Origin of the sequence: Nostoc sp. DedVER02, assembly GCF_034530675.2 — a bacterium.
Taxonomy (GTDB): domain Bacteria; phylum Cyanobacteriota; class Cyanobacteriia; order Cyanobacteriales; family Nostocaceae; genus Nostoc.
The window spans coordinates 16,279-35,026 of the sequence record NZ_JAVRCP020000058.1; the positions used below are offsets into that span (position 1 = coordinate 16,279).

The following is an 18,748-nucleotide window of genomic DNA, read 5'->3' on the forward strand; positions in this document are numbered from 1 at the left end:
TTATCTCGTTTAGGCATTTTCGAAGAAAGTATCACTTATAAGTAAGTTTCAAAATTTAACAAATAATTTAAACCAAGTCCTCTAATGCTTTAGCGGATCTACTTTGTAGGGCATTTCCTCCTTTACTGAAGGATTGTAAAAAGGTCTAGCAAAAGAATCATATTTATTATAACTTGATAACTATAAGACGATTTACTCGCATACCGCACTACAGATGGTTAATACCCTACCCAAGCCAGAAATTAAAACCCCCAGCAAAGAAACTGTACTTACCCCCCGGTTTTACACTACAGATTTTGAAACTGCTGCTAACCTAGATTTGTCCGCCCAGGAGACGGAGTTAAAGGCAATGCTGGCAGAAATGCGGACAGATTACAACCGTCATCATTTTGTTCGGGATGAGGTGTTTAACCAGTCTTGGGAACACATTGAGGGTGAAGCAAGACAGGCATTTATTGAGTATTTGGAACGTTCTTGCATTTCTGAGTTTTCCGGCTTCTTGCTATTTAAAGAACTATCCCGCAAGCTGAAAAATCGCAGTCCCCTGCTAGCGGAAATATTTCAACTGATGGCACGTGATGAAGCCCGCCACGCCGGATTTCTCAATAAAGCAATGGGCGATTTTAAACTCTCCCTGGATTTAGGCAATGTTACTAAAACCCGCACCTATACGTTTTTTCCAATAGAGTGGGTACTCTACACTGTCTACTTATCAGAAAAAATTGGCTACTGGCGTTACATTATTATCTACAGACATCTAGAAAAACACCCAGAAAACCAGTTTTACCCCATCTTCCAATATTTTGAGAGTTGGTGTCAAGACGAAAACCGCCACGGGGATATATTCAAGGCGCTTTTACGTTCTCAACCGCAACTATGGAATAACTGGAAAGCTAGGCTGTGGAGTCGCTTTTTCTTATTATCGGTATTTGCTACCCACACCTTGACAGTTCATGAACGGGCTGGTTTTTATACCTCATTAGGACTTGATGCGACGGAATTTGACCGCGAAGTTGTCCGTAACACCAATGAAACTGCGGGACGGGCTTTTCCTGTGATGTTGAATACGGAACATCCGAAGTTTTTCCCGCGCCTGCAACGCTGTGCGGGTTACAACCTGAAAATTGCAGAGATTGAAAACAGTTCTGCACCCAAAGTTGTGAAGGTGATTCGCAAACTACCTTTGATTGCAGCAATTGTTTGGAATCTTTTATTGGTTTACCTGATTAAACCTGTTGATGCTGAGGCTTTGCGAGAAACTGTGCGTTAAATTTGGCGATCGCATTCAATACGGTTCCGATAAGATCCCCCCGCCTGCGGCGATTCCCTTAAAAAGGGGGTAAAGATCAGAAAAACCCCCCAATTTATCGGGGGTTGGGGGATCTTCGACAGACTAAAGATGTTAACCGAACCGTATTGCAAGCGATTAGGGGAAGATGAGATTATAGAATGCGATCGCTTTCCAATATTTGGTTATTTGAGGTTTTTTATTTTAATTAATATTTTTTTCAAAAAACTGCTGTTTTGCTGCGAAGGGCTTTCAGGGTTTCAGCTTGCTGTTGCACGCGCTCACTAATGCGATCGCACGCTAACTCACAAAGCTCAAAAATCATTGGATCGGCAATCTCGTAATAGGCACTAGTGCCTTTGGGCTGACGAGATAAAACCCCTGCTTGAGTTAACACTTTTAGATGCTTAGATAGATTTGCCTGACCTAAACTAGTAGCCTCGGTAATTTCCATTACATTCATTGGGCCTGACTTAAGACAGGACAAAATTTGTAGCCGACTAGCCTCTGATAAAACCTTGAAGTAGTCAGCAACCGCCACGAGAACTGCTGGATCGGTCTTGGCTGGCTTAGTTTTTGGCATAGTTAAAATTTAATTGTCAGCACAATAATTCTTTAATAACTAATTAATTATTAATTAAATCTAATAATAGCGCAGTTGTATACTTCAACCCGCATTTCTCCAAGCTTGAGGGAAGGGGCGGAGGGGCGGAGGAGCAGAGGGGCAGAGGGGCAGAGGGGAAAGAACTTGGTATTTGAACTCTCCCCTGCTCCCCTGCACAAGCACAGGCTTTGAGCATCGGTGAGAAATCCAGGTTAAAACCCATCTTTCGCACTCATAACAATTAGGCAAAACATTACTAACCCAAAGATTGATGTTTATTTTATATTTAATGGGATTATGAAAAGAATATGAGAATATTTCATGGCAAAATAAATGCTTCCCCCAGAAAACAAACCTAGTTTACCAGAAGTTCACCGCAGTATTAGAGTCCCTACTAGTAGCGGCTTTTGGCGCAAGATGCTGGCTTACGCAGGGCCAGGATATCTGGTTTCAGTAGGATACATCGATCCTGGAAATTGGGCAACAGACATCGCTGGGGGGTCAAAGTTTGGGTACGCTCTATTAACAGTGATCTTGCTATCGAACCTGATGGCGATATTGCTTCAAGCTTTGTGTGTGCGTTTGGGAGTTGCTACGGGGAGAGATTTGGCGCAGGCTTGTCGAGACTATTTTAGCCGAAGGGTAAGCTTTTGTTTGTGGTTACTGTGTGAAATTGCGATCGCAGCTTGTGACTTAGCAGAATTACTAGGAAGTGCGATCGCACTACAACTTTTATTCGGTATTCCTTTAGTGTGGGGTGTTTGCATCACAGCACTTGATGTTCTGGTACTGTTATTCCTCCAACATAAAGGCTTTCGCTATACAGAAGCTTTGGTAATAATGCTAGTAGTAACAGTAGGCATCTGTTTTACAACAGAAATTATATTTTCCCGCCCTGATATAGGGGGGATTTTATGGGGATATCTGCCCAAAAAAGAGATTTTACAAAATCCAGAAATGCTCTACATCGCTATTGGTATTTTAGGGGCAACAGTGATGCCTCACAACTTATATTTACACTCCTCAATAGTACAAACCCGTGATTGGCAGCCTAATACTAACAAAAAATGGGAAGCAATTAAGTTTGGGACAATTGATTCAACTTTTGCTTTATCTTTAGCACTATTTATCAACTCAGCAATTTTAATTGTGTCTGCGGCAACATTTCATTCTTCTGGAAATCAGAATGTGGCAGAAATTCAAGATGCTTATAACTTACTTTCACCATTGTTAGGAGTTAGTTTTGCCAGTGCTATTTTTGGCATTGCCTTACTTGCTTCTGGACAAAGTTCAACGCTAACTGCAACTTTGGCAGGACAAATTGTTATGGAAGGCTTTTTGCAATTTCGCTTTCCATCTTGGTTACGCCGTTTAATAACCCGTTTAGTTGCGATTATTCCAGCCTTAATTACTATCATTATTTTTGGTGAACACAGTACAAGCAGCCTGATAGTTTTCAGTCAAGTTATTCTCAGTTTACAGTTACCGTTTGCAGTGATTCCATTAGTGATGTTTACCAGTAATCGCCATTTGATGGGTGAGTTTGTGAATCCCTTATGGTTAAAATCTTTAGCTTGGTTAGTTGCTATTGTGATTGTTAGCTTAAATGTTTGGTTGCTATTACAAATGATTTTGGGATGATTGTTGGAAGTTAACAGTGGAATAAATGCGTAGCTATTTAGTCAGGACTCACGCAATAACTCTCTAAAACTCTTATTACTTTGTGTCCTTCTCTGACGAGACGCTGCGCGAATGCGTCCTTTGCGGTTCGTTTTATCATGATTTTGTGTAAGTCTATTAATGTTGAAAAAAGTAAAACTATGAAGCATAGCGATCGCTTGCTGTAGTATTAGCTAAATAACTTTAAAGATCGGCAAAATATGAGCATTATCGTCTTCGGCAGTATAAATATAGACTTGGTAGCAACAACATCTAGGTTGCCAGTCCCAGGAGAAACGTTGCTAGGAGAAGAATTTTTTAAAGTTTCGGGAGGTAAAGGGGCAAATCAAGCTGTAGCCTTAGCAAAACTAGGAATTCTTACCCAAATGGTGGGGCGTGTAGGTGCAGACAATTTTGGTGTAGAACTAGTCAATAATTTACAAGCATCTGGTGTGCAAATTGACAATATTTTCGTCGATAAAACTGTTAGTTCTGGAGTCGCCATCATCGCCGTAAATCATGCCGGGGAAAACCAAATTATTGTAATTCCTGGTGCAAATGGTTGTGTAAATCAAGAAGATGTAGAACGATTATCCCATCTATTACCAGAAGCTACAGCACTGCTTTTACAATTAGAAATTCCCATTACTGCCGTGGTTGCAGCCGCTAAAGCCGCAAAAAAAGCCAAAATCAGGGTAATTCTCGATCCAGCACCCGCACAATCTAATTTTCCAGATGAACTTTACCCATTAGTGGATATTATTACACCGAATGAAGTTGAAGCCGCGCAGTTAGTGGGTTTTCCTGTTGACGGAGAAGAACTTGCAGCAAAGGCAGCCGAAGTTTTATTACAACGGGGTGTGAAATGTGCGATCGTTAAACTGGGTGCTAAAGGTGTTTTTTGTGCCACTGCTGAGGAAAAGTTTTTTGTCCCCGCGTTTCCAGTTCATGCAGTTGATACAGTAGCTGCTGGCGATGCTTTTAATGGCGGCTTGACTGCGGCACTTTTTACAGGACTTTCTTTACATCAAGCAGTTGTTTGGGGTGCAGCAGCAGGTGCTTTGGCGACGACAAAATCAGGCGCACAAACTTCATTACCCGATAGGTTGACATTTGATGCGTTTCTTAGGCAAAAGGCATCTGTCAAAGATTAAGTAAGCTTAAATAATTGTCGTTGAAATCAAGCAATAGATATAAGGCTTTTAGCCTAGTTTATTAATCTTACATTGTTTGATTTTATTGTGCCCACTTACTTAGAATAAAGCAATCTGCCAAAACGGAATGCTCCCAATACGTCTGCATAAATCGCCCAATTTATTCTACCCACGAGCAACCGTAATCTGAGTGACTTCAAAGTCTTGCAACCGAGTCATATTTCCACTGTTCTTATCTACGCTATACACAGCATTAGGTGTTTCATACCTCATAGCTCCAAAGGCAAGGAGTTGACCTGTTGCAGAGCAAACTAAGCTTTGTAAGCCATTATTCCATTCTTTACCATCAACTTTCAATTGTGCCAGTATAATTGGCTTTTTTTGATTTGAATCTAGCTGTACCAAAGTTGTATCACCATCAAATCCAACTAAAGAAGTATAGAGTTTTCCATCTGGACACTCAGCTAGATTGCTAACCCGCTCATCGTTCGGAAATTTAATCTTATTAATAGAACTTATTTCTCCGGTTTGAAGGTTAATATCTACCAATAAGATTGGCGGTGTACCGTTCTTTTTACCTACTAGACCGATGAGTCGTCCATCATTAGTGCCGAGCAAACTCCCAAGCTGTTGATTCTGTTTAAGTCCTGAGACTGTCAAAGTCTTTATAGACGTACCCAAAAATGTAATCCGAGTAGGTGTTGCCAGTTTCCTACTAGTCGCAACAGGAGTAATGGCTACAACAAGTGTGCCATCGCTTAAAGAAGTGAAGCCACTTAATATCTCATTAGGCTCTGCTAAAGGCGTATTTTTATCTGCAATTATCTGACTATTTCTTGTAGTTAAGAATTGCAAAACAAGTCCTACAGGCTTAATATCTGTGGATACATTGTTTGGGGCAGTGCTATCTAATTCAGTGGTGTTTACCTCTGGAATAACCGTTTTGTCTGTGGTGATGATAGAGCTAGAATCTATACCGATAATATTATTTAAACTTGGATTTAAAGTTGGTGTTTGCGCCAAAGCTTTGTTGGTTAAATAACTAAGCCCAGATACTACAGTTCCAGCAATTGCCAACTGGCCAAACTGCCGACGTGAGAGCTTGGAATTCATATTTCCACTCCTAGAATTAATGAATGGGTAAGTCTAAAATATTCGCGTCCAGGTTGCTACTGAAGGTGTTCCATTGTTGTCACTAATAAAAAGCATGTACCACCCTGGCGGTGCTATGTTTCGATTGTTTGTTACCGTGACAGTCAAAGAAGTAGAGTTTCTAGAATTAATCGGCACATCGACTATTCTTTGTTCTGTATCGCAGCAATGAGTGGTTGCCGTTGGTCTAATCAGACTAACCCATTTAATATTTCCAGCCTGGGGTGTCTGAATCGTAAATTGCAGTCCGTAGCTCAATGTTTTAGGAGCGCTCTGAATAATTGGTCGTGACCGCGACATATACGCAGGACTGTAAATTTCTAATCGCAGTTCATTAACAGTCCGTTTAGGGTTGCCCCCAGCTGCAACTACCCTACCATCTGGTAGCAGCAAGGCTACAGAGTGATATACGCGGGGGACACCTTGTTTAGCTACTACTGTCCAGGTATTTGTGGCTGGATTGTAGATTTCTGCTGGCAGCATTGATTGTGTTGTGTCCTCACTCATTTTGCTACCATTACAAACAAAGACTGTGCGATCGGGCAACAAAACAGCGCTGTGATGCATCCGAGCATAATTTAGAGACTTTGCTGCTACGTAAGTTGGATTAGTAGCTTTTAAATCTACAATATTTACCCTATTTGTTGCTGTAGTATCATTACCCCCACCGATAATCATAACTTTTTGGTCTTGTGCTGGTGGTAAAAGCACACTAGCAGCTTGATTACCGAAATCTGGGTTTTGCAGCCCTGGTACCACTTTTTCTGTAATGGATTGCGTAAATGTATCTGGCAAGGTTAATATCGTTGGCGCTACTCCAGAGTTACCGCCCATCTGGGCACCTGAATAAAATATTTTCCCACTACTTAATAGAAACAATTGCGCGTATGCCGGAAAGGGGCTAGTTATGGGAAAAGCGTTCCAACCATTTGAAAATGTAACAGAATAAATTTCTGGTTGTCTGTTGAGCTTGCCATCTTTATCCGGCCCAGACAGTGCAAAGATCCGACCGCTACCTAGTGTTAACACAGTAGGATACCAGCGTCCATTATTCATCGATGGGATTTTGACCCATTTCTCAGTAATCGGATCAAAAAATAGAGCAGAGGGTGAACCATAAAATGGGTCATAGCGCAGAGTTCCACCTGCAACCATTAACAAACCCTCAGAGCGGAAGGAGTGACCAGCGCAAAAAATGTCAATAGGCTGATTATTACTATCTAATGGGGGTGCTTGATGGGTAAAGGTTCCCTTGTTTACATCCCAAACCACGCTGTCGTAAGGAGTATTTAACTGAGCGGGATCGTTACCTGAGCCACAGAAAAAGAATATCTTACCAGTACGAAGAAGGGCGGCATGTATGGGTAAAATTGGGGCTTTGTACGACAATACTTGCCATTTGTCTGTAGCAGTAGCCTGAGCTATGAAAGTCCCTAAATCTGGTTCCTTTAGAAGGTTATTTTTGCTGTTAGTTTGAGTCACTTTATTTACAATAATTTTTACGTAAATTTTAGGTTTTCTCTCTTTAAGTAATTTATTCCTAAACTTAGATCCATAGAAAGATTTCTTTATACTTATTCATGATATTAAGATCCGATATTATTATTAATAAGCTAAGGTAAACTTTATTTAGTTCAATAGTAGTTTTGCTGTAAATTCCTTATGTGTTTTAGTATTAAATTAATCCCTGTACTGGGTTATAAGAGTTAGGTAGATGATACCAAAATTTATATCTAGTAAGTATTTTGAGGTTTAGTATTAGATATTGCTGGCTTAAAATTTGTGTTTTTAAAATAGATTTAGGATTAGATTTTAAATAATATTAATTCTTAACATTAAAGTTGAAATTTATGGTTTTATGTGATACGAGGCATATTAGGTAAAAAATCAAAATATCGCTAAATGCTCATTAAGGCTTTTAGTAAATTAATTGGCAATTTATTACGGCAGATATAGATAGAAAAATCTAGAAAGTAAGCAGCTTTTTTAAAAAGCAATACCTCCTTGGTTATAGATGTAGCAAAGCGATCGCAAGTTTGATACGATTAACTTGTTCCCAAAGCAAGATTGTCACCATGAGCAACTCGACTCCGATGGATGACGAAAAAAAATTCCTCAAGAAAAAGGGTAGGACACTCCCTCCGAAGCTCATCATCTGGCTGGGAAAGTTTGTCTGGACGACTATGTGGCAGATAATGATGTCAAAGCTTGCTCCTAGCAATCAGTCGGGAGCATATATTCGTCCTAATAGCCAGTTTCGGAAATTCATTGGTACAGAAGAAGGAAATCCATATCCACCAGAGGTAGAACGCTACAAACTCTATGTTGGGTTGGGTTGTCCTTGGGCACATCGAACCTTGGTTGTGCGATCGCTAAAAAAACTCGAAGCGGTAATATCAGTATGTATAGTCTCTCCTTCTCCCATCGAAGGCGGTTGGATATTCAACGAGGAAGAAGAAGGTTGTCGGACACTAGCTGAATTTTATCAGTTGGCAGAACCTGGTTACAGTGGACGCTCCACAGTTCCAATTTTATGGGATAACCAAACAAAAACTATTGTTAATAATGAGAGTTCAGAGATTATCGTCATGCTGAACTCTGAATTTAACGAGTTCGCCAACAATCCCACACTCAATCTTTACCCGGAAGCACTCAAAGAGAAAATTGACTGGTGGAATGAGAAAATTTATCACGCGGTAAATAACGGTGTGTATCGCTGCGGCTTTGCCCAAAGCCAAGAAGCATACAATCAAGCTTGTAATGAACTGTTCGCAACTCTTGATGAGATTGACATTGCATTGCAAACTAGTCGATATCTGTGTGGAGACAATATCACACTTGCAGATGTCCGTTTATTCACAACGTTATTTCGGTTTGATAGTGCCTACTACGGGTTGTTTAAGTGCAATAGGCAGCGAATTCGAGACTATCACAACTTAGGAGCTTACTTACGCGATGTATATCAGCTTCCCGGTGTAGCTGACACCTGCGATGTAGAAAGTGTGAAGCGTGACTACTACGGGAACCTATTTCCACTTAATCCCGGTGGGATTATTCCCAATGGGCCTGATATGTCTTATCTCGATGAACCATCTGGGCGCGATCGCATCGGCACAGTGAATGCTTCATAATGTACATTGAAATAAGAGGCAAGGGAGCAGGGAGCAGGGAGCAAGGGGGATAGTTTAGATAGGGATTTGACCAATGCCTGTTGCGTTAGCTTCGCACAGGATACAAGAACACAAGCTAAGAAGTGGGGGGACTCAGACTCATGTTCCACTCTGCTCTGTGTCTGGAAGAACAAGTCATTTCCCCCTGCTCCCTGCCCCTTTCCCCCTGCCTCTTCACTCGATGGCTGCATGTCTGGAGTTGATGTAATTGTGAACCAGATTAATCGAGTTGCAATTGTCGGTGGAACTCATGGCAATGAGTTTACCGGGGCCTATTTAGTCCAAAAATTTGCCCAATTCCCCCATTTAATTGCTAGACAAAGTTTTGAGACAGTGACTCTGTTAGCAAATCCTAACGCTTTTGCCGCCGGGAGGCGATATGTAGAGAAAGATTTAAATCGCTGTTTTCTCCAGCAAGATTTACAAAATACGACTCTAAATAGTTACGAAGAATTGCAAGCTAAATCAATTCAGGATACTTTAGGATTAAACAAAGATAAACAAGCAGATTTTATCTTAGACTTGCACAGCAGTACAGCTAATATGGGTCTGACAATTATTTTGGTAAACAGTCATCCTTTAAACTTGAAATTGGCTGCTTATCTCAGTCAGATTAGCCCTTTAGTAAAGGTTTATCGCTGCTCTTTTAAATCAATTGCAGAAAACCCATTTGTAAATTCTCTGTGCGAATTAGGCTTTGCGATTGAGGTTGGCCCTATTGCCCAAGGACTCTTAAAAGCAACATTGTTCCAACAAACAGAAGAACTTGTTTATGCAGTTCTCGACTATCTAGAACAGTTTAATCATGGGGAAATTACTTCAAATAATGAAACTTTGATTCTCTATGACCATTTATCAGTCGTGGACTATCCAAAACAAGAGGATGGTAAAATTTTTGGGATGATTCATCCAGAGCTTCAAGACAAGGATTATCAACCCTTAAACCCAGGAGATCCAATGTTTTTAACTTTTGATGATAAAACAATTATTTATCAGGGTATATCTACCGTTTGGCCGATTTTTATTAATGAGGCAGCTTACTACGAAAAAGGAATTGCAATGTGTTTGACTCAAAGGCAGCAAATCAATATCTCTGAATTCTGACTCTTGACTCCTGAATTCCGTTTCGATAAATATCTGTCTTATTCAGACTTATACCATTTTGGATTGAGAATTATTTCTCTTAAAGAATTCTCTAATTCCATCTATCGCAATTATTTTTCAAATTTTACGCTTAAAATTATTCAAATACTTAAATTTATAATGAAAACAAAGCGACCAGGAAATAAAGCAATAGCCAGTATTTCTTTAGATTTAGATAACGTTTGGTCTTTTCTCAAAAACCAAGGCGCTCAGGGTTGGGAGACTTTCCCTTCTTACTTAGATATTGCAGTCCCTCGTTTCTTAGAAATTTTCCAGCAATGGGATTTGAAAATCACAGTCTTCATTGTTGGTCAAGATGCAGCCCTGGAAAAGAATACTAAGGCATTACAAGCGATCGCTAACGCTGGTCACGAAATTGGCAATCACTCATTCTACCACGATCCTTGGCTACATCTGTATTCAGAGGATGAGATTGAACAAGAAGTGGCATTGGCCGAAGAACATATCAAGCGAGTCACTCATCAACATCCTATCGGCTTCCGGGGGCCTGGATACAGTTTTTCTCCTGCGGTCTTAAAAGTTTTAGCACGGCGGGGATACGAATATGATGCTTCGACTTTTCCCACCTTTTTGGGGCCCATAGCACGAGCTTATTATTTAATGACCTGTAAACTGAGCAAGGAAGAACGTAAGAAACGCGAAGCCTTGTTTGGCGGTTTCAAAGACGGTTTGCAACCCTTAAAACCTTTCGAGTGGAAGATGGGTAAAGATAAATTAACTGAAATTCCCGTTACCACCATGCCAATTTTCAAGGTTCCCATTCACTTCAGTTACATAATGTATATAAGTACATTTTCTTCGGAATTGGCGTTACTCTACCTGCGAATTGCCCTATGGTTGTGTAAACTTACTCGTGTCCAGCCTTCTTTGCTATTCCATCCTACAGACTTTGTAAGTCAAGAAGATGTGCCAGAGCTATCATTCTTCCCTGGAATGAGTGTCCCCACCTACAAAAAGCTAGCAATAGTGAACAAAAGTTTGGAACTTATATCTAGTCAGTTTAATCCTTTGACTGTTGGAGAACACGCCAAATTAGTAGCCGACACACGTCAACTACCTGTATTAGTGCCTCAAAAGAGATAAATTTAATGTCTTTATTAAAAACTTTTGATGATATCCCTTCCCCAGAAGTTATTTTTTTAGATGTGATGTCTAATCAGATTTTTTAATTATTATCTAGTTTTCAATAGCAGCTTATTATCGTAAAATCAGCTGACATTTGCTAGCAAGTATGTGTAAAGTAATTGATAGTCGGTTTTTATCTTTAATTTTTTACACATCTATCTATGGTTAGAAAAACTCAACGTCTTTTGCTGCTAGTTATTTCCTGTAGTATAGCTGGTGTAATTTTGGGAGGTACTGCTGCTTGGGCAGAAAGTAATCTCTGCTTGGAAGACAGTAAGGTTACAAGTGACTGTATAACTCAAGATCCAATCCAAAAAACTATCCAAGGAATGAGTACCGGATTATTAGCTGGGGCTGGGGCTGCTTGCGGTGCAGCATGGCAGTTAAGGCATGAAGATTGAGTGTGAACTACCTACCATTAACTTGTAGTATAGGGTTAGCGGTAGGTAGTTAACTCGTTTTAAGAATACCGATCTATTAATGCACGAGCAAATTTCTGGTGTTGTTCAGCTAGATGTTGAGGATAGATGAACTGAGCATTGCCCAGGAAGCCATATACCCAGCGACAAAACTCCTCCAGCGATCGCTCAGGCAATTTAACAATGTAATCTACGTAAATAGGTTTGCTATGTGTCTTATTCATAAATCTGGGTTAATCGCCTGGATTGATGAAAGAAATAATCAGCTTTTTGGTCACTTACGTTGTTTTATTGACAAAACCTAGCCATTTCAAAATTTTCAATGCTCTGTTGCTTTCTGCATGACTAAGGCAGTTGGATTTAGACTTGAAGTGATGGGACTGGAGGAAAGACTGGTGACGAGAGCAATTGGTCTAGAGCAAATTATTGCCCAAAAGGTTCTTACCTTATCAAAGGAACAACAGCAGCAAGTACTTGACTTTGTAGAATTTCTGCAATTGAAATCACTAACAGTAGAGTTTAAGCACCATGATGGCACGCTAATGTCTGCTTTAGAAGCAGCAGGAGACTTAGTTGGCTGCGTGGATTCTGGCCCTGGGGATCTCTCGACAAACAAGGAGTACCTTAAAAGACCATTAACAGAATGAAGCAAGCGGTACTGCTAGATACAGGCCCATTAGTAGCTTTAATCAATCGGAGAGAGCAGTTTCATAAATGGGTGACAAATCAGTTTGGACAGATTGAACCACCTTTGTTAACTTGTGAAGCGGTAGTTACAGAGGCTTGTTTTCTCTTACAGAATGTTTATGGAGGAGAAGCAGCAGTAATTTCTTTTGTACAAAAGGGAATTATCCATCTCCCGTTGAGCTTGAGTGAAGAAGCTGGAGCGGTTTATGAATTGATGCTGCGTTATCAGTCTGTACCGATGTCGTTAGCGGATGCCTGTTTGGTGAGGATGGCAGAACTGTATCCTACTCGTGAATTGCTCACATTTGATAGTGATTTTAGGATTTATAGGAAGAATCGGAATCAATTAATTTCTGTAATTATGCCAGAAGAACTCTGAGCCTACAAGTTTTAATCCCTAATAGGGATTTTGGTTAATTGCAATCTTGGTGGTAGATGCGATTGCTCTTAGCGGTGGCGTAGGGGTATAGCGATGGGGATTGGTATTTGGAGTGAAGGATTCGGACATTTGTAAGTACAGCAGTATTTATTTCCATAAATTGGGCAAAATTAATCACCTGTGCCATATTAGTAAAAACCAATACAAGTATGCCACCAAAAAACTATGGATTTTATTGATGCGATTAAAGATGTTGCCCAGCATATTGAAAAACTAAAAGACTCGGTACAGACAGAACAAGCTGCAAAAACTGCTTTCGTTTTACCTTTAATTCAAGCTTTAGGATATAAGATTTTTGATACAACTGAAGTCTGTCCTGAATATATAGCTGCTACACCAGGCTTAAAAGGTGAAAAAGTTGATTATGCTATTTTAATAAATGGAGTACCATCAATTTTAATAGAATGTAAATTCCATAAAAATGATTTAGCACATCCCAAAAACTCCTCACAATTATTCAAGTATTTTAGTGCAACACAAGCAAGATTTGCCGTGTTGACTAATGGAATCCATTATTGGTTCTACACGGATACAGAAAAAACTCACATTATGGATGAAAAACCTTTTTTTGAGTTTAATATATTAGATTTTAATGAGTCATCAATAAATGAACTTAAAAAGTTTTCTAGGGAAGTATTTAACCCTGATGAAATGGCTAGTTGTGCAAGACAGCTTTTATATAAAAAGGAAATTAACCGATTAATATCAGAACAGTTTACAAATCCTTCTCCTGATTTTGTTAAGCTCTTTGCTGCTCAGGTGTACAAAGGACACATGGTTGCATCAGTTGTAGAAAAATTTACTGAAATTTTCAAAGGTTGTCTTAAAGATTATATTAACGAGCGAATTAATGACAAGATAAGATCCGCTATGGATATTGATATTTCTGATACAACAAAAACAGATGTACCAGACCCGGCTAAAGTAACAATCAATCTCAACACCGAAGTTATTGATACTATTGTAACTACAGCAGATGAGATGGAAAGTTTTTACATTATTAAATCAATGTTGCGTGATGTTATCGAATTACCTCGCATTCAGTATAAAGATACCAAAAGTTATTTCGGAGTTAATATTGACGGTAAAGCTGGCAAAACTATTTGTCGTTTATGGCTAAATTCTGAAAAAAAATATATTGGTTTTCTAGATATAAATAATAAAGAAGTTAAAACGCAAATTAACTCTTTAGACGAAATTTACAAATTTGCAAAAATCTTAAAAGATAGGGCAATATTTTTAGCTAACAATAAGATAGAAGCAGAAGTAACTGAACAATAAAATTTTGATTAGGAATGTGATTTCCATGCTTTCTGACAAGCTAATTGTCTAACTGTGCTAACACTTCGCTGCAACGGACTGAATCGATATCTGGCTTAGGATGCAAAAAAGCAAGCCTATGGACGCATTTGCTTTCTTGGCAGCTTATAGAGAATAATCACAAATAAAGCAGCTTTAGCATCTTCGTGCGAGAGAATAAAGATAAGATATGGCGATCGCAATCGATTTTGGTACTAGCAACACAGTCATTGCTCGTTGGAACCCTGTAACCCAGCAGCCAGAAACCCTGACTCTACCAGGTTTATCAATTAAACAAAGTCTCAATCCGCCACTGATTCCCAGCTTGGTTTATGTTGAAGACGCAAGCCAGAATCAAGTCTTAGTCGGGCAACAAGTACGCGATCGCGGTCTTGATCTCAAAGGCGAAACTAGATTTTTCCGCAGCTTCAAACGCGGTATTGGTGCAGATATCCAAGGTTTTTTACCCGAACTAGATGGGCAAATTGTCACCTTTGAACAAGTAGGGCAATGGTTCCTCACCCAAGTAATTGAAGAACTAGCGCCCCTACAAGGTGGGTTAGATTCTCTCGTTTTAACTGTACCCGTAGATAGTTTTGAAGCCTATCGTCACTGGTTGGGTCAAGTTTGTCAAGCCCTCCCTGTTGAGCAAGTGCGGATGCTGGATGAACCCACAGCCGCCGCCTTGGGTTATGGCTTGGCAGATCAAGAAAATCTTTTGGTGATTGACTTCGGCGGTGGAACTTTAGATTTGTCCCTTGTCCGATTGGATCAAAGCGTGCAAGCAAGCACAAAGCCCTTGGGATTTCTCCTTAAGTGGGGTAATAAGTCTTTGGCTGAAGATTCAAAACAAAAAGTGAAAACTGCTCGTGTTCTGGCGAAAGCAGGGCAAAATCTGGGCGGTACTGATATTGATAACTGGTTGGTAGATTACTTTGCTAAAACTCAAGAGTTGGCGGTAAGTCCATTGACAACACGATTGGCTGAACGGGTGAAAATTCAGCTATCAACCCAAAACCAAGCTAGTGAAGTTTATTTTGATGATGAGACATTTGAAAGCTATGAACTAGAATTAAACCGCGACACTTTTGAAGATATCCTCAAAGAACATGCATTTTTTGAATTACTAGATGAGTCGATGACGACACTGTTGCAGCAAGCAAAACGCCAAGGAATAGAACTTCCAGATATTAACGCAGTTTTGTTAGTTGGTGGGACAGTGCAATTACCAGCAGTGCAGACATGGATAAAACAGTATTTTGAGCCAGAAAAAATCCGGTGCGAACGTCCCTTTGAAGCGATCGCTCAAGGTGCATTACAGTTAGCTCAAGGGGTACAAATCAAAGACTTCCTCTATCATAGTTATGGTATCCGCTACTGGGATCGGCGCAATCAGCGTCACAAATGGCATTCTCTGATTAAAGCGGGACAAGCATATCCAATGAGTCAGCCAGTGGAATTAGTCTTAGGCGCTTCAGTGGAAAATCAGCCCAGCATTGAACTAATTATGGGAGAATTGGGAGCAGATACGGGTAGTACTGAAGTTTATTTTGATGGCGATCGCTTAATTACTCGTCGTCTAGACAATAGTGAAACCAGTGTCAAACCACTCAACGATCAAGAAGGCGCGAGGACAATTGCCCAACTGACACCACCTGGATATCCTGGAAGCGATCGCATCAAAATTCTCTTTCAAGTTGATGAGCAACGCTTTTTACGAATCACCGTTGAAGACTTATTAACGAATGATACGCTTTTGGATAATCAATTGGTGGCACAGTTGAGTTAAAGTAATGCACGTTTGAGTATTTAATGAAATTTTGACCGTGGGTGCTGGCATTCAAACCACTGTTTTAAAACCTGATTTATTCGTCGTTCATTCTGATTATTTCAATAGTTTTTTGAATTGATTCTTCACCAGATGCTTTAACAACTATTCTAGATGGAATAAAACTCTCGTCATCATATTCGGGAGAAGCCTCATAGTGACCAATCTTACCTTGTTCTGCCAGTCTGCCTACCTCTGCATCAAAAGCCTTTTTTTCTTCCACCGCTTGCGATGGGACGTAAACAACGTTAACATCATCATCAACCCCACCTAACTCAATCGGGAAGAGATATAGCTTCTCTAACTCTCCAGCTTGGTATGTTGCAACTGCTGCCTCATAAGAATTGACTCTTTTGGCGATTGATTGAGTAAGGCTTGGCTTAGTTGACAACCGACTTAATGTTACCCGATCAAACGTTATGAAAACGAGAGTTGAACCTGTTGGACATCGATATCCACCCTCTGCTTCACAAAGCTTACAGGCAAGTGCTGTAAACTCCCAAGCTTGATTTTCTGTACAATTGAGCTTCTGGGTAGTGAGAGATTCAATACCATGCTCCTCTCCATAGGTTCGGACAAGATGTGCGTGCGACTGTAATCCAGGGACAACAGATGGATGGTTCCAACCCCACAACCAACTGCTGTCTATTGTGTTGTAAGTGCCGATAATTTGCACTGAACATCTGACAGTGATACCATCTGGACGGGTGAAGACAACCGTACCATTGTCTTGATCGATGTCCCAACTCGAATCACCGAGCCGCCAAGCACTATTGTGAGCTTCTGTTTTTAATCGCAATTCCTCCATACTCTGCTCAACTAAAGTATGAAACTCAGAAAAATCATCTGATTTACCTGCACCGAATAGCTTGTTGAAAAAATTCATAACATTCTAACTAGTTAAATAAATTTTGCTATCCAAGAAACAACCTAACCCATTCTAAACTATTAATAATTATAAGAAATCTAGTTAATTTTATTAAAACTATCGAAATTAATTTTAATATGCTCATTTTGATTTTTTTAGCACAATTTAATGTTAACTTTTTAAAATTAACTAATAGGTTTTGTCAATCAAAAATGTTTATGAAATATATTGTTGGGCTAAAATTAGCTTTTGCTAGCTATCCATCTTCAGCCAACTAAAAACTTGCTCTACTGTTATTTCTAGGTTAATTTCTTCTAAAACTTCTAAGCGATCGCTCTTTTGTAACAACTTTGGTTGTTGACCCGCACGAAAAACCAAAATTGAGCGATCCGTTGGATCAATTAACCATCCTAATCGGCAACCATGCTGTAAGCAATAAAGGATGTTGCCAATTACTCGGTTTGAACTCTGTTCTGGAGAGAGGATTTCAATTGTCCAATCTGGCCACAGCAAAAAATCGTTGGGGACTTCCCCATCAGCATCAAATGGAATTCGTGACCAGTTAAAAACCGATACATCAGGGACAATTGAGCGGATACCAAAGCTACAGCGCAACTCTGGGAATGCATAAGCAATTTTTTGGCTTTCTGCTACTTCGTTAATGGTATTGCAGAGTCTTAGCTGCAATCGACTATGCTTCCCTTTTGGCATTGGCTTAGGAATAATCTCACCGTTAATATATTCACTTGCAGGCTTTGTTTCTGGGAGCTTTAGAAATTCCTCTAGGGTAAGTAGTTGAGTAGTTGAGTAGCTCATAGCTCCTAAATCCCTCGAAGATGTAGTTTTTAGTTTAGCAGTGATATACGGTGCGTTTCACTCGGTAAACGCACCTGTCCATACATCCAGTAAGAATTGCCGTGACAATCAATTCATCGTCACAATAATTCGTAATTGCAACTCTGAATTACGAATTACGTTAGCGTAGCGGTAGCGAGTCCGCGAGCGTCATTACGAATTACGAATTATTTCCGCACCACTACTAAAGTTCCATTACTAGTCCAGTTGTAGAGATTGCGAGCTTGCTTAACAGCTAAATTCACGCAACCGTGGCTGACTGGAGTGCCAAAACGATTATGCCAGTAAGCACCGTGGATGGCATAGCCTCTGTAGAAATACATTGTGTAAGGAACATCAGGAATATTGTAACCCCTGCCTCGCATCCGGTGAGTGCGATACTTAGAATTAATCCGAAATCTACCTATGGGTGTAGGAGTCGATCGCTTCCCTCCAGAAATGCGGTATGAATAAACAAGTTTTTTGCCTTCCCATGCACGTAACCGTTGCTCTGACAGATCAATTTCAATCCAGCGAGGTTGGGATGTTTGCCTGATATTAGATTCAGTGATGCCGTTTTCATCGGCTGACGCAGCTATAGCTGTAGTAGAATGGCGATGCCTACAGCAACCCGTTCGCGCAGCGTCTCCTACAAGAGAAGCGGGAACGCCTGCTAATGGTGGGGCCCAAGAAAACAAAGTTGCTACAACCAGCGCCACACCTGTACAAAAAGTTTTTGAAGAACGAATCCTACCACTGCGAATCCAAGATTGCATTATGCCTAACCTTCTAAACTACGCAAAAATTATGAAGTGAAGTAATTTTCTGAAAACTATAAATTTCCAGAGTGATTACTAACTTCCTGTGGAGGATTTACGCAATTCATCCGCTAATGGCTTGCAAAACAAGTCCTAAACTAATTCGCATCTAATTAGTCATTGGTCATTTGTCATTTGTCCTTGGTTAAATTATGAGTCCAAACTCATACCAATTCTGTATGAAGATGCGCCAAACTACGTCAAACTTATAGATGGGTGCATTTAGTAATTTTGTTATGA

At 40.0% G+C, this 18,748-nt stretch carries 18 protein-coding genes; 11 read left to right on the forward strand and 7 right to left on the reverse strand.

Annotated elements, in window-relative coordinates:
- Positions 1-214: 214 nt before the first annotated feature.
- Complete coding sequence (acsF, locus tag RMZ41_RS30040; protein ID WP_322644877.1) at positions 215-1,270, forward strand: magnesium-protoporphyrin IX monomethyl ester (oxidative) cyclase; 1,056 nt, start codon at positions 215-217, stop codon at positions 1,268-1,270.
- A gap of 238 nt (positions 1,271-1,508) precedes the next feature.
- Here acsF and RMZ41_RS30045 read toward each other — a convergent pair whose 3' ends face one another.
- The gene (locus tag RMZ41_RS30045; RefSeq protein WP_322644876.1) at positions 1,509-1,871 is read right to left on the reverse strand and encodes a metalloregulator ArsR/SmtB family transcription factor; all 363 of its coding nucleotides are present in this window, start codon (positions 1,869-1,871) and stop codon (positions 1,509-1,511) included.
- A gap of 354 nt (positions 1,872-2,225) precedes the next feature.
- Between RMZ41_RS30045 and RMZ41_RS30050 the strand changes: the two genes are divergently transcribed.
- Positions 2,226-3,533 (forward strand): Nramp family divalent metal transporter, encoded by a 1,308-nt coding sequence (locus tag RMZ41_RS30050; RefSeq protein ID WP_322644875.1) that lies wholly within the window; start codon positions 2,226-2,228, stop codon positions 3,531-3,533.
- 239 nt (positions 3,534-3,772) lie between these two features.
- The gene (gene rbsK / locus RMZ41_RS30055) at positions 3,773-4,705 is read left to right on the forward strand and encodes a ribokinase (RefSeq protein ID WP_322644874.1); all 933 of its coding nucleotides are present in this window, start codon (positions 3,773-3,775) and stop codon (positions 4,703-4,705) included.
- Positions 4,706-4,870: 165 nt separating this feature from the next.
- Here rbsK and RMZ41_RS30060 read toward each other — a convergent pair whose 3' ends face one another.
- Positions 4,871-5,818: a hypothetical protein gene (locus tag RMZ41_RS30060; RefSeq protein WP_322644873.1), complete on the reverse strand. Its 948-nt coding sequence runs from the start codon at positions 5,816-5,818 to the stop codon at positions 4,871-4,873.
- A gap of 33 nt (positions 5,819-5,851) precedes the next feature.
- Entirely contained in the window at positions 5,852-7,339 is a 1,488-nt protein-coding gene (locus RMZ41_RS30065; RefSeq protein WP_322644872.1) for a galactose oxidase-like domain-containing protein, read from the reverse strand.
- A gap of 593 nt (positions 7,340-7,932) precedes the next feature.
- Between RMZ41_RS30065 and RMZ41_RS30070 the strand changes: the two genes are divergently transcribed.
- From RMZ41_RS30070 to RMZ41_RS30085, 4 genes are all read left to right on the forward strand, one after another.
- On the forward strand, positions 7,933-8,988 hold the full coding sequence (locus RMZ41_RS30070; RefSeq protein WP_322644871.1) for a glutathione S-transferase family protein: 1,056 nt from the start codon (positions 7,933-7,935) through the stop codon (positions 8,986-8,988).
- Positions 8,989-9,237: 249 nt separating this feature from the next.
- Entirely contained in the window at positions 9,238-10,131 is an 894-nt protein-coding gene (locus RMZ41_RS30075) for an aspartoacylase (RefSeq protein ID WP_322644931.1), read from the forward strand.
- Between the two features lie 159 nt (positions 10,132-10,290).
- Positions 10,291-11,274 carry a polysaccharide deacetylase family protein gene (locus tag RMZ41_RS30080; protein ID WP_322644870.1) on the forward strand — a complete coding sequence of 328 codons (984 nt, stop codon included), beginning with the start codon at positions 10,291-10,293 and terminating at the stop codon, positions 11,272-11,274.
- A gap of 203 nt (positions 11,275-11,477) precedes the next feature.
- Positions 11,478-11,717, forward strand: a complete 240-nt coding sequence (locus RMZ41_RS30085) for a hypothetical protein (protein ID WP_322644869.1) — start codon at positions 11,478-11,480, stop codon at positions 11,715-11,717.
- A 59-nt stretch (positions 11,718-11,776) separates the two neighbouring features.
- On the opposite strand, the gene RMZ41_RS30090 is transcribed toward RMZ41_RS30085, so the two are convergent.
- Positions 11,777-11,959: a hypothetical protein gene (locus RMZ41_RS30090; RefSeq protein ID WP_322644868.1), complete on the reverse strand. Its 183-nt coding sequence runs from the start codon at positions 11,957-11,959 to the stop codon at positions 11,777-11,779.
- A 117-nt stretch (positions 11,960-12,076) separates the two neighbouring features.
- On the opposite strand from RMZ41_RS30090, the gene RMZ41_RS30095 reads away from it, so the two are divergent.
- The 4 genes from RMZ41_RS30095 to RMZ41_RS30110 all read left to right on the forward strand — a co-directional run bounded on the left by RMZ41_RS30095 (position 12,077) and on the right by RMZ41_RS30110 (position 15,949).
- Positions 12,077-12,382: a hypothetical protein gene (locus RMZ41_RS30095; RefSeq protein WP_322644867.1), complete on the forward strand. Its 306-nt coding sequence runs from the start codon at positions 12,077-12,079 to the stop codon at positions 12,380-12,382.
- The gene (locus RMZ41_RS30100; RefSeq protein WP_322644866.1) at positions 12,379-12,801 is read left to right on the forward strand and encodes a type II toxin-antitoxin system VapC family toxin; all 423 of its coding nucleotides are present in this window, start codon (positions 12,379-12,381) and stop codon (positions 12,799-12,801) included. Before RMZ41_RS30095 ends, RMZ41_RS30100 begins: the two co-directional genes overlap by 4 nt.
- A 225-nt stretch (positions 12,802-13,026) precedes the next feature.
- On the forward strand, positions 13,027-14,142 hold the full coding sequence (locus RMZ41_RS30105; protein ID WP_322644865.1) for a type I restriction endonuclease: 1,116 nt from the start codon (positions 13,027-13,029) through the stop codon (positions 14,140-14,142).
- A 208-nt stretch (positions 14,143-14,350) separates the two neighbouring features.
- Positions 14,351-15,949 carry an Hsp70 family protein gene (locus tag RMZ41_RS30110; protein WP_322644864.1) on the forward strand — a complete coding sequence of 533 codons (1,599 nt, stop codon included), beginning with the start codon at positions 14,351-14,353 and terminating at the stop codon, positions 15,947-15,949.
- A gap of 76 nt (positions 15,950-16,025) precedes the next feature.
- Here RMZ41_RS30110 and RMZ41_RS30115 read toward each other — a convergent pair whose 3' ends face one another.
- From RMZ41_RS30115 to RMZ41_RS30125, 3 genes are all read right to left on the reverse strand, one after another.
- Entirely contained in the window at positions 16,026-16,874 is an 849-nt protein-coding gene (locus RMZ41_RS30115) for a DUF6882 domain-containing protein (RefSeq protein ID WP_322644863.1), read from the reverse strand.
- Between the two features lie 234 nt (positions 16,875-17,108).
- Positions 17,109-17,672, reverse strand: a complete 564-nt coding sequence (locus RMZ41_RS30120) for a Uma2 family endonuclease (RefSeq protein ID WP_322644862.1) — start codon at positions 17,670-17,672, stop codon at positions 17,109-17,111.
- Between the two features lie 206 nt (positions 17,673-17,878).
- The gene (locus tag RMZ41_RS30125) at positions 17,879-18,466 is read right to left on the reverse strand and encodes a L,D-transpeptidase (protein ID WP_322644861.1); all 588 of its coding nucleotides are present in this window, start codon (positions 18,464-18,466) and stop codon (positions 17,879-17,881) included.
- Between the last annotated feature and the right edge of the window lie 282 nt (positions 18,467-18,748).